Origin of the sequence: Leucobacter soli (assembly GCF_042659205.1) — a bacterium.
Lineage (GTDB): Bacteria > Actinomycetota > Actinomycetes > Actinomycetales > Microbacteriaceae > Leucobacter > Leucobacter soli.
In genome coordinates, this window is record NZ_JBHSRW010000074.1 from 1 (window position 1) to 10,631 (window position 10,631).

Sequence of the window (10,631 nt, forward strand, 5' to 3'; positions counted from 1 at the left end):
TGATGCTCGCGCTGGCGCTCGCCGCCGGACTCGCGGCGTGCCAGGCCGTTCCGAGCGAGGGGCCCGTCCACGAGGGGCTCGCGAGCCTCAACCAGGGCGAGCAGCCGGTGCAGTTCAACCCCGAGGGTCCGGCGGCCGGCGCCGACCAGGAGGACATCGTGCGCGGCTTTATCCGCGCGGCGACCTCGAGCGTCGACGACTACGCGATCGCCCGCGAGTTCCTCGCCCCGGCGTACGCGGCGCAGTGGCAGCCGGAGGACGGCGTGTTCATCGACGAGGGGATCCAGCCCTACGCGTCGCCGAGCGAGAACGTGGGCGAGCTCTCCCTCTCGGGCCTCGCAACGGTCGACTCGGCCGGCACGCTCTCGCCGCTGCCGACCGGCCCCGAGACGGTGATGCGGTTCGAGTTCACGCAGGTCGGCGGGGAATGGCGGATCTCCTCCGCGCCGAACGGGGTGATCCTCGACCGGATCAGCTTCTCCGCGGTGTGGACGAACCGCCAGCTCTACTTCCTGACGCCCGACAACCGACTCGTGGCCGAGACCCGATGGTTCCTCAACCGCGCGACGCTCAGCACCCAGATCATCAGCGGGCTGCTCGACGGGCCGAACGAGGCGGACGCGCAGGCGCTGCGCACCGGGTTCCCGAGCGGGACGACGCTCGCGTCCGACTCGGTGCCGGTGAACGGGGGTATCGCGCGGATCGAGTTCTCCCCCGAGCTGCTGACGTCGGAGCCGGCCAACATGGAGCAGGTGAAGCAGCAGATCGCGGCCAGCCTGCAGTCGGTGCCCGGCGTCACCGGTTTCGAGATCTCGGTGAACGGGGCCATCGTCGACTCCGCGTCGGTGACGGTGCCCGACAACCAGACGCGCAATGTCGAGAACCTGGTCACCACGGTGATCCGCGGCGACGGGATCGGCACCCTCAGCGGGGGCGAGATCGTCCCGCTGCCGCGGATCGGAGATCGGATCGCGGAGCTGAATCCCGACGCGGTGACGCTGTCGGCCGACCGGTCGAGCGCGGCCGTGCGGCATCGGGGCGAGAGCGGCTCCGCGGTGACCTGGGTGTCGCAGAACGACACGGTCACGATCGACCTGCGCCGCGGTCTCTTCGAGCCGGCCCTCGATCGCTTCGGGTACGTGTGGAGCTATGCGGAGTCGGATCCGGATCGGATCCTGGTGCAGCTGCCGGGCAGCTCGCCGGAACTGCTCCGGTTGCCGGGCCTCGAGGATCGGGAGCCGCTGGCGGTGCGCGTGTCGCCCGGCGGGAACCGACTGGCAGTCCTCGTCGAGGGCAACGACGGGATGACGGCGGTGTTCGTGATCGCGATCGTGCGGGATGCGGATCAGCGGCCCGTCGGTCTCGGTGAGATCGCCCGACGCGAACTGGTGACGTCGGGCTCCCCGGTCGACCTCGACTGGGTCGACGAGACGCGGATCGTCACCTTGAGCCGGGCCGGCGCCGGGGTGAAGGTCACCCTCGCCCCGCTCGGCCAGCTGCCGAGCGATATCGGCACCGTCGCGGATGCGGCGGCGGTGAGCGGCGGGGGCAGCCGTTCGCTGATCCGGGTGCTCGACGGCGACGGGCGGCTGTTCGGGCCGCAGGGCAGCGGCTGGCAGCTGCAGAGCGAGGACGTGCGTCTGATCGTGCGCTCGGGGTAGTCCGCGCCCCGGGCCGCCGCGCTCTCTTCCTCCTCATCCTTCCCTCATCCTTCCCTCATCCTTCCTTCCTTCCTCCTCCCGTCCTCCTCCTCGTCTCGCGCAGTTGCTCAGTAGTAACGGGTGCGAGAGCCATGCACCCCGCATTACTGAGCAACTGCGCGCAGCAGGGGAGGGTCGGACGGGAGCGTTGTCACCGGGCTGCCGCGCTCGGCTCCGCCGAGCCTGCCCTGAAACGTCATCGGCCACGGCCACGGTCACGGCCGCTCACCGGGGTGAGTCGCGTCTGAACACAGCATGCGGCCGCAGTCACCCGCCGAGATCACCTGCGACCGCACGCCATCAGGCCCACGGCAAGGGCAGGCGACGCCTGCCCGCGGCAGCCCTCTGGGAACCCACTACTGACGAACGGCCCCCTTCCTGACGAGCGGCCCGCGTACACACCGGGCAGAACGGGGCCGCTCGTCAGGAAAGGGGCCACTGGTCGGGAACGCAGTGGTGGAGGCGGGGGCAGGGACGGGGGCGGGCGACGGGACGGGGGCGGGACGAGGGGACGCGGCGTCGGACGGGGCTTCGGCGCTCACAACCCGGCGGATCGGGCCGTGCGGTCGGGTTGTCCACGGATTCGGCGGAACGGCCTTGGCGAGAAGTGCGGTGCGGCAGTCTGGTGAACATGGGAGAGCGAACAGAATCCAGCGCGTGCGCGGGAGTACGCGCCCGGCTGGGCGGCTCCTTCGATGAGGTGCGGTATGGGCTGCTCGCGCTCATCTGGCCGACGCAGTGCGCCGTCTGCGGTGCGCCCGACCGGGACTGCTGCGCGGACTGCCTCGCCGAGCTGCGCAGCGGTGCGGGCGAGGCCCGCTGGGTCCGCACCGCCGCTGGATCGACCGTGTGCGTGGCCGGTCCATACAATGGCCCGCCGCGCGCCCTGCTGCTCGCGCTCAAACACGGTGGGCGTACCGGCTTCGCGCCACACCTGGGCGCGCGACTGCGAGCTCCACTGCGCGCCGCGCTGAGTCTCGCGCGCGGGCCGGATCCTCCCATCGTCGTGACCGCGCCATCCCGTGCGGCCCGAGTGCGCGAGCGCGGCTACCGCCATGTGGAGCTGCTGGTGCGCTCCGCCCTGGCCGAGCCGCTGCTGCTCCCGAACGCACTGCGGGCGCTGCCGGGTCGCCGAGCGCAGGTCGGGCTCGATCCGGGTGCCAGACTGCGGAACGCGGAACTGGTCGAGGTTCGCCGACGGATGCGGGGCGCGTTGCGCGGCCGTGAGGTCGTGCTGGTGGACGACGTGGTGACCACCGGAGCGACGGTCGCCGCAACGAGCCGGGCGCTGCGGGCCGTCGGTGCCGTGGTGATCGGCGCTGCGGCGCTGTGCGTCGTCGAGCGGGGTGATGGAAGAACGCTGGGAGCCGTCGGGAAGACTGCACAAGATGCCGCCGAGGAGTAGAACCGAACTGCCCGGGGGCGGTAAGGTTCCTGAAAGGCGTGAAGGTGCGCTGCGAGGGCCACCCGCCTGAATCCAGGGAGGTCAACATGGAAGTGCAGATCCGGGGTCGCGGCATCGGCGTCACCGACCGCTTCGAGAACTATGTGGATTCCAAGACCGAAAAGGTCGCCACCCTCCTTCCGAAGGCGCAGTCCTTCGAGGTGCGAGTGTCCAGGCTCACCGATCGCAGCCCGCAGAACGGCGATCGCGTCGAGATCACGATCATCGGCCCCGGCCCGCTCATCCGCGCCGAGTCCGAGGGCGCCGACAAGTACTCGGCGTTCGACCTCGCCTACGGCCGGGTCCTCGAGCGCATCCGGCGCATGAAGGATCGCAAGCAGGATCGTCGCGGTCGCGGCCGCACCTCGCTCGCAGAGGCCGCATCCAGCGACTTCGACGTCGTCGATCTGACACCGGCTCCGCTCGAGGCGATCGAGGCGGTCGCGACCGGCAGCGTACCGATCGTGGACGGCACGGAGACGGAGCCCGAGAACTACACACCCGTTGTGATCCGCACGAAGGAGTTCCCGGCCGAGCGCTTCAGCGTCGAGGAGGCCGTCGACCAGATGGAGCTCGTCGGCCACGACTTCTTCCTCTTCGTCGACACCGAGTCCCAGAAGCCGAGCGTGGTCTACCGCCGCAAGGGATGGAACTACGGCGTCATCTCGCTCTCCGACGGCTGACCGTCACCCCGGGAGACCGGGGCCCGGCACCCGTTGCGGCGGGGGTGCGGCGAGCGCCGACCCCCGCCGCAGTCGTGCCCGCGTGAACCTCGCCGTCGTCGGTGGGACGGGCTAGGGTGGTGCCATGGATCCCAAGCAATGCGAACGCCGAGCCGCACGTCCCGCCGCACGCCATCGGCGCCGCGGATTCTCGGGTCCGGTCGCGGCTGCGGCCGGGTTCGCGCTGGCGCTCTTCGGGGCGGTCGCACCGGCAGGAGCCGTTCCCGAAGAGGTCGTGTCGTTCTCCGACCGCGACCTGCATGCCTGCGTGCTCTCCGGGCTGGGGGAGCGGCCCCTCTCGTCCCCGTACCGCGACGTCACGATCGCCGAGATGGAATCGCTGACCGCGCTGAACTGCGAGCTGCGCTTCGACTACGACGAAGATGACGTGCCGCTGAACCCGATCTCCGGCCTCGGCGGGCTGAGTCACGCGGTGAACCTCACGAGCCTGAACCTGCAGGGCCAGCAGCTCGACTCCATCGCGCAGCTCGCCGACCTGCAGAAGCTCTCCACGCTCGACCTCGGCAGCACAAGCATCGACTCGCTCTCCCCGCTCCGCGGACTCACCAGCCTCACCGAGCTCGACGCGTCGAACACTGCGGTGGTGTCGCTCGCTCCGTTGAAGGAGCTGCGCAGCCTCCGCTCGCTGGACGTCAACGGCACGAACGTGACGACGATCGGACGCCTCGAAGGCCTGACCCGGCTCGAGACGCTGAACATCGGCTACACGAAGGTGAACTCGGTGACGGCGCTCGCGCCGCTGAAGCGGCTCCGCACCCTCGTCTGGGGCGGATACGACCGGTTCCACTCGGTCTCGGACCTGCACGGCCTCCACAAGCTGACCTCGCTGCGCACACTCGAGCTGCAGGCGACCGGCATCGCCTCGTTCGCGAAGTGGAAGGGGCTGCCCGAACTGCGCACCTTGAAGATCGAGGGCGGCGGACTCCGTTCGGTCGCGGGGCTCATGAAGATGAAGAAGCTCGAGAACCTCAGCCTGCGGTGGAATCGGCAGCTGACCTCGCTCTCGGGCTTCGGCGGTTCATCGAAACTCCAATCGCTCGACATCAGCTTCACGAAGGTGAAGAGCTTCTCCGGTCTGGGCAAGCTCTCGAAGCTCAAGCATCTGCATGCGAGCGGTGCGCGACTCACCTCGCTCTCGGGACTCACCGCGTATCGCGGCACGCTGAAGAGCCTCGACGCCAGCAGAAACAATCTGCGGAGCGTCAAAGCGATCCGTTCGCTGACGAAGCTGAAGAAGCTGGACCTGGGCAGCAACCGGATCTCGAGCGTGAAATACCTCCGCCCGCTGACGAAACTCACTCACCTGAAGCTCGGATGGAACCGGATCCGCTCGCTGCAGGGCCTGAACAAGATGAAGCACATGGTCCTGTTCCAGGTCCGCGACCAGGAGCTGACCGGGAGCGCAGCCACCGTCGGAAAGCCGTACACCCTCCCGGTCGTGCGCACGCCGGGCGGATCCCGGATCGCCTACTCGCACTGCTCGATGGACTGCACGCTGAAGCCCACGAGCGTCACCTGGAAGCAGCCCACCACCGGTTGGGTGGCGTGGGAAGCACGCGTGCGAATCGGCACCGACACGGCGGTGTTCAACGGGACCTTCACGCAGAGCGTCAAGAAGAAGAAGTAGTCACCATCGCGGGTGCCTCGAGCCGGCCGGGCGCGAAGCGCAACCGCCACCCCCACTGCAGCACCAGCCGCAGGGCCTCGAACACGATGCCGGGTGTCATCTTCGATCGGCCGGCACGCCGCTCGACGAAGGTGATCGGCACCTCGGCGACCGTGCAACTCGGATCCAGCGCGCCGAGGCGCTCGAACGCCCACGCGACCTCGACCTGGAACGCATAGCCCTGGGCGGTGATCCGGGAGGGCTCGATGACCGCGAGCCGCTTCGTCTCGAGCACCCGGTAGCCGCTCGTCGCGTCGCGCAACCGAGAGCGGAGCGCCACGCGTGCGACCCCGGTGCCGAGGCGGGAGATGAGACGCCGATACCACGGCCATCCCTCGATCCGACCACCGGGCATCCAGCGCGTCCCGATCACCAGCCCCGCCCCGCCCTCCGCCGCCGCGAGCAGCGACGGCAGCTCCTCGGGCAGGTGCGAGCCGTCCGCATCCATCTCGACCGCCCACCTGTAGCCGCCGGAGATCGCGCGCTCGAACCCGGCGATGTAGGCGGTGCCGAGCCCGAGCTTGCGGGGTCGCCGCAGCACCGAGATGCGCGGATCCACCGCCGCGAGATGCTCGGCGAGCGCACCCGTCCCGTCCGGGCTGGCGTCGTCGACCACCAGCAGCTCTGCATGGGGCACTGCGGAGAAGATCCGCGCGGTCACTTCCTCTAGCGTGTCTGCTTCGTCGTAGGTGGGCAGGATCACGAGGAGGCGGTCGGCGGCGGGGGAGGCCGAGCGGCTGGATCCTTCGCTCTTCACGCGACCAGCATACGGGCGCAGGATCCGCCTGATATCGGAGGACGCACCCAGTCTCGGCTTGCTAAGCTTTAGCGTTGTCACATTTTGGCAACGGTGGCTCGGTGTGCATACGGCGCGCCTGCCGCCCGAACGTACGGGAGACACGACGTGGCCTCAGTTCTCGAACGAGCCCTGCGCTTCGGCGAGGGTCGTACGCTGAAGAAGCTCGAACGCTATGCGAAGACGATCGCGGCGCTCGAGCCCTCGTTCGAAGAGCTCAGCGACGAGGAACTGCGGGGCGAGACCACGGAGTTCCGCGAGCGTCTCGCGAACGGCGAGACCCTCGACGATCTCCTTCCCGAGGCGTTCGCCGCCGTCCGCGAGGCGGCCAAGCGAACGATCGGTCTGCGCCCCTTCCCGGTGCAGCTCATGGGCGGCGCGAACCTCCACCTCGGCAACATCTCCGAGATGAAGACCGGTGAGGGCAAGACGCTCGTCGCCACCATGCCGGCGTACCTCAACGCGCTCGCGGGCAAGGGTGTGCACGTCATCACCGTGAACGACTACCTGGCCAGCTACCAGAGCGACCTCATGGGGCGCATCTTCCGCGCGCTCGGGATGACGACCGGCTGCATCCTCGCCGGCCAGACGCCCGCGGAGCGCCGCGAGGAGTACGCCGCCGACATCACCTACGGCACGAACAACGAGTTCGGCTTCGACTATCTGCGCGACAACATGGCGAGCAGCGCCGACGAGCGCGTGCAGCGCGGCCACTTCTTCGCCATCATCGACGAGGTCGACTCGATCCTCATCGACGAGGCCCGCACCCCGCTCATCATCTCCGGCCCGTCGTCGGGCGAGGCCAACCGCTGGTTCGCCGAGTTCGCCCGCATCGCGACGAAGCTCGAGCCCGGCGCCGACTACGAGGTCGACGAGAAGAAGCGCACCATCGGCGTGCTGGAACCCGGCATCGAGAAGGTCGAGGACTACCTCGGCATCACGAACCTCTACGAGACCGTGAACACCCCGCTCATCTCGTTCCTCAACAACTCGATCAAGGCGAAGGCGCTGTTCACGCGCGACAAGGACTACGTCGTGCTCAACGGCGAGGTGCTGATCGTCGACGAGCACACCGGCCGCATCCTCGCCGGACGCCGGTACAACGAGGGCATGCACCAGGCGATCGAGGCCAAGGAAGGGGTGCAGGTCAAGGCCGAGAACCAGATGCTCGCCACCGTGACGCTGCAGAACTATTTCCGCCTCTACGAGAAGCTCAGCGGCATGACCGGCACGGCCGAGACCGAAGCCGGCGAGTTCATGTCGACCTACAAGCTCGGCGTGGTGCCGATCCCCACGAACAAGCCGATGGTCCGCAAGGATCAGCCCGACCTCGTCTACAAGAACGAGGAGGCGAAGTTCGCCCAGGTCGTCGAGGACATCGCGGAGCGTCACAAGACGGGTCAGCCCGTCCTCGTCGGCACGACGAGCGTCGAGAAGAGCGAGTACCTCTCCCGGCTGCTCGCGAAGGCGGGCGTGCGGCACGAGGTGCTGAACGCGAAGAACCACGCGCGTGAGGCCGCGATCATCGCGCAGGCCGGGCGTCTCGGGTCCGTGACGGTCGCGACCAACATGGCCGGTCGCGGTACCGACATCATGCTCGGCGGCAACGCCGAGTTCCTCGCGGTGCAGGAGATGGCCGCACGCGGGCTCTCCACCGAGGAGGATCCGGAGGCCTACGAGGCCGCCTGGGACGACGTCTTCGCCTCGGTGAAGGAGACGGTGGGCGAGGAGGCCGAGAAGGTCATCGCCGCCGGTGGCCTCTACGTGCTCGGCACCGAGCGTCACGAGTCGCGCCGCATCGACAATCAGCTGCGCGGTCGTTCCGGCCGTCAGGGCGACCCGGGCGAGAGCCGCTTCTACCTCTCGCTGACCGACGAGCTCATGCGCCTCTTCAACGCGGGTGCGGCGGCGGCGCTGATGAGCCGGGGGAGCTTCCCCGACGATCTCGCCATCGAGTCGAAGATGGTCACGCGCGCGATCCAGAGCGCGCAGAGCCAGGTCGAGCAGCGCAACAGCGAGATCCGCAAGAACGTCCTGAAGTACGACGACGTGCTGGATCGCCAGCGCAAGGCGATCTACACGGATCGCTCCCAGATCCTCGACGGAGAAGACATCGAGGCGCGCGTCGACGTGTTCCGCGAGCAGGTCATCGACGCGATCCTCGACTCGCACGGCAGCGACGGCAACTGGGATCTCGACGCGCTCTGGAACGACCTCAAGCAGATCTATCCGATCGACATCACCGTCGACGAGGTCATGAGCGAGACTGGCGGCAAGGGCATCGGCCGCGACTTCCTGCGCCGCGAGATCCTCTCCGACGCCGAGGTCGCCTACGAGAAGCGCGAGGAATCGCTCGGCGAAGAGGCGATGCGCGAGCTCGAGCGCCGCGTGGTGCTCTCGGTGATCGACCGCCGCTGGCGCGACCACCTCTACGAGATGGAGTACCTGAAGGAGGGCATCGGGCTGCGCGCGATGGCGCAGCGCGATCCGCTGGTCGAGTACCAGCGCGAGGGCTACACCCTGTTCCAGAGCACCATGGGGCAGATCAAGGAGGAGTCCCTCGGGCTGCTCTACAACCTCGAGGTGCAGGTGCGCCCGGCAGAAGGCGCCGAGGATCACGTCCATCTCGAGGGCGGCGGTCTCGAGGAGGAATCCTCCTTCGATGACTCGAACTTCAGCTACACCGCGCCCGACGAGGACGGCCACAGCGCCGTCAGCGGTGCCGGTGCGGCGCAGCGGAACGGCCGAGGGCGGGGCGGCGCACCCGCGGCGCCGACCAAGCGCGGCGCCTTCGGGCAGCAGGTCGCGGCTGAAGACGGCGACGAGTCGGAGCAGCCCAAGAATCGTGCTCAGCGACGCGCCAAGAAGAAGTAGCGCGGCGCGCACCTCCCCCTTCTACCCGTACCGTCGCGATCAGACGGAGCCGCGAGCGCGGCGAATCGACCGGAGATACGAATGGCAGAACCGAAACTGACCAAGAACGAGCGCCGCGAGCAGGCGCGCGAGCAGGCCCGCGTCGCCCGTGAGGCAGAGAAGAAGCGGGAGAAGCGCAACCGGCTGTACCTGCAGGGCGGCGTGCTCCTCGGCGTGCTCGCGATCCTCGCGATCGTCGCGCTCGTGCTCACCCAGGCGGTCAAGCCCGCCGGCCCCGGCCCGGAGAACATGGCCTCCGGCGGCGTCACCTTCACCAAGGATCTCGCGGTCGTGCCGACCCCGGCGCTGGCCGAGGGCGCTGAGCGCGTGGCCGTCGAATCGGATTGGGAGACCCTGCCCGTCGACATGACGGTCTTCGTCGACTACATGTGCCCCGCTTGCGGCAACTTCGAGGGGCAGTACGGCTCGTTCCTCGAGAGCAACGTCGGCAAGGGCGATGTGAACCTCACCGTCTACCCGATCAACTTCCTCGACAACCAGTCCGCCGGTACGAAGTACTCGACCCGCGCGGGTAACCTCATGAGCTGCGTCGTCAACTCCGACCCCGACCACGCCTTCGCCCTGCACAACCTCCTGTTGAGCGAGGAGGTCCAGCCCCAGGAGGGCACCACCGGCCTGACCGATGACCAACTGCTCGAGCAGGCCGAAGCCGCCGGCGTCGATGTGACCACCGAGATCAGGCAGTGCGTGAAGACGCAGAAGTTCGCCGACTTCATCAACGGCAACACCAAGCAGGCGCTCGAGGTCGGGGTCATCGGCCTCGCCGACGGTGCGCGGATGGTGCGCGCGAGCACCGACCAGCTCACCGGTGAAGAGGAATCCGACTTCCAGCCCGCCGACGAGCCGCAGCGCGTCGTGAGCACGCCGACCGTGATCGTGAACGGCCAGCAGTGGTGGCCGGCACGCGATCAGGGCCTCGAGAACTACCTGCTCACGATCATCTCCAACCTGTCGGGCAACGGCACCGACGGTGCGGAGGAGTCCGCCACGTCCGAGGACTCCTGAGTCCCCGACGACGGCAGGTAATCTGTCAGGGTGGCCGGGAGACCGGCCACCCCACGCCTCCTTAGCTCATCTGGTAGAGCAGCGCCCTTGTAAAGCGCAGGTGGCCGGTTCGAGTCCGGCAGGAGGCTCCGCGCAAGTCCCGCATTGCGGGGCCTTTGCGCGTCGTCGCCTATCAGGCTCGAACCGCCGAGCAGCGCAGCTGCTCGGCTTGCCGCGCGCGACGCGATGCGTCGCCTCGGAGCGCGACAAGCAAGTCCGGCAGGAGGCTGTCAAGTGTCGAGTTTCGTAGAGAGTGCTTTAGTTGGTTTTGGACAGGGCAAGTGAGGGCTGACGGGTCGCCCAG

The 10,631-nt window shown here is 68.5% G+C and carries 7 protein-coding genes and 1 tRNA gene; 7 read left to right on the top strand and 1 reads right to left on the bottom strand.

Translation table 11 applies throughout. The features are described from left to right. The 4 genes from ACFPZL_RS06550 to ACFPZL_RS06565 all read left to right on the top strand — a co-directional run. A partial coding sequence (locus tag ACFPZL_RS06550; RefSeq protein WP_382334917.1) for an LpqB family beta-propeller domain-containing protein occupies window positions 1-1,661 on the top strand: 1,661 nt, incomplete at its 5' end. 670 nt (window positions 1,662-2,331) lie between these two features. Further along, entirely contained in the window at window positions 2,332-3,105 is a 774-nt protein-coding gene (locus ACFPZL_RS06555) for a ComF family protein (RefSeq protein WP_218116451.1), read from the top strand. 86 nt (window positions 3,106-3,191) lie between these two features. After that, window positions 3,192-3,827, top strand: a complete 636-nt coding sequence (hpf, locus tag ACFPZL_RS06560; protein WP_218116450.1) for a ribosome hibernation-promoting factor, HPF/YfiA family — start codon at window positions 3,192-3,194, stop codon at window positions 3,825-3,827. Between the two features lie 124 nt (window positions 3,828-3,951). Beyond that, the gene (locus ACFPZL_RS06565) at window positions 3,952-5,514 is read left to right on the top strand and encodes a leucine-rich repeat domain-containing protein (protein WP_218116449.1); all 1,563 of its coding nucleotides are present in this window, start codon (window positions 3,952-3,954) and stop codon (window positions 5,512-5,514) included. Here ACFPZL_RS06565 and ACFPZL_RS06570 read toward each other — a convergent pair. Next, window positions 5,498-6,310, bottom strand: coding sequence for a polyprenol monophosphomannose synthase (locus ACFPZL_RS06570; RefSeq protein WP_218116448.1), 813 nt, complete (start codon window positions 6,308-6,310; stop codon window positions 5,498-5,500). The two genes, ACFPZL_RS06565 and ACFPZL_RS06570, sit on opposite strands and share 17 nt — an antisense overlap. A gap of 147 nt (window positions 6,311-6,457) precedes the next feature. On the opposite strand from ACFPZL_RS06570, the gene secA reads away from it, so the two are divergent. From secA to ACFPZL_RS06585, 3 genes are all read left to right on the top strand, one after another. Next, window positions 6,458-9,223: a preprotein translocase subunit SecA gene (secA, locus tag ACFPZL_RS06575; protein ID WP_218116447.1), complete on the top strand. Its 2,766-nt coding sequence runs from the start codon at window positions 6,458-6,460 to the stop codon at window positions 9,221-9,223. 81 nt (window positions 9,224-9,304) lie between these two features. Continuing rightward, complete coding sequence (locus tag ACFPZL_RS06580; protein WP_218116446.1) at window positions 9,305-10,288, top strand: DsbA family protein; 984 nt, start codon at window positions 9,305-9,307, stop codon at window positions 10,286-10,288. 55 nt (window positions 10,289-10,343) lie between these two features. Beyond that, window positions 10,344-10,416: transfer RNA gene (locus tag ACFPZL_RS06585), tRNA-Thr, on the top strand. Window positions 10,417-10,631: the final 215 nt, after the last annotated feature.